This is a genomic window from Sphingobacterium sp. UBA1897 (assembly GCF_002337775.1).
Classification (GTDB): Bacteria; Bacteroidota; Bacteroidia; order Sphingobacteriales; family Sphingobacteriaceae; genus Sphingobacterium; species Sphingobacterium siyangense.
In genome coordinates, this window is the sequence record NZ_DDGR01000010.1 from 1,808 (window position 1) to 2,812 (window position 1,005).

1 protein-coding gene is annotated in these 1,005 nt (G+C 37.2%); it reads right to left on the reverse strand.

Going from position 1 to position 1,005, the window contains the following annotated elements:
• Positions 1 to 275: 275 nt before the first annotated feature.
• Positions 276 to 827: a hypothetical protein gene (locus B4N43_RS07425; RefSeq protein ID WP_157626127.1), complete on the reverse strand. Its 552-nt coding sequence runs from the start codon at positions 825 to 827 to the stop codon at positions 276 to 278.
• Positions 828 to 1,005: the final 178 nt, after the last annotated feature.

Genomic DNA, 1,005 nt, shown 5'->3' on the forward strand with positions numbered 1-1,005 from the left:
AAGGTCTAGCAGAAGGTAAAGCCAAAGGACTAGCAGAAGGAGAGCGTAAAAAAGCTCTTGAGACTGCTAAAGCATTTAAGGAAATGGGGCTACCTATAGCTGATATTGCTAAGGGCACTGGACTTTCTGTCGAAGAGGTCGAAAAACTCTAAGTTTCTTTATTTTGGATGACTGCTCCACCAATAGATGAATGGCAACCACCATATCCAGTTGGGGTTTCATAAAGGGTTGCTATACTGTTATAAGGTCTTTTTATTGTTAATTTGTATTAATCGTTATCTTAAATCTTTAATAACATTTTTCAATTTTTCAGGATTATTCTCGAAAGCTTTTATTTGACCTATATTGTCAGCTGTAAATGAAAGGAGCGGACCGTTTGGATCGCTGATCCTGTTTTCTCCCTTTACCTTTAAATTTCTATAGATGTACACGGGGGTTTTCAGTATCCCCCAGGGAATTCCCCACCAACCAAGAAGTGAGCAAGACACAATGGCTTTTCGATTTTGCTTGTCCAAACAATCCGGGCAGGCAATGACCCATCTAGTTTCGGTGATACTCATAACTATGATACTTTTGATACTGTGGTAGATTGTCCCATTTAACTTGTCCCGAGTATTGTTGCAGATAGGGCAGGGACAATTCCGCAGCAGTTCCGCATAATGATAAATATCTTCAATAGAATGCTGTTCATTTTGGGCTATTAAGCTATTTAAAAGATCAGGGTCGAGGTTGCGCTTCTTAATTTCATTTTCTATGATACTAACTACTTCCGGCTGAATTCCCTGCGCATTTGTGGTAATAACCTCAATGAGCCTGTTATCCGACATTCTTTCATAGTTTTTTTCTATCTCCCTTAGTTCCATGATAATGTGATGAATGCTCTAAAATTAATTGCTATGATATTTAGGTATTAAATTGGCTTCCTAATAATTGAATTTACAAAACAGTATTTGTATTGGCAAAATATAAAATCAGTCTTCACAAATTCCTTAATTGGGATTAATG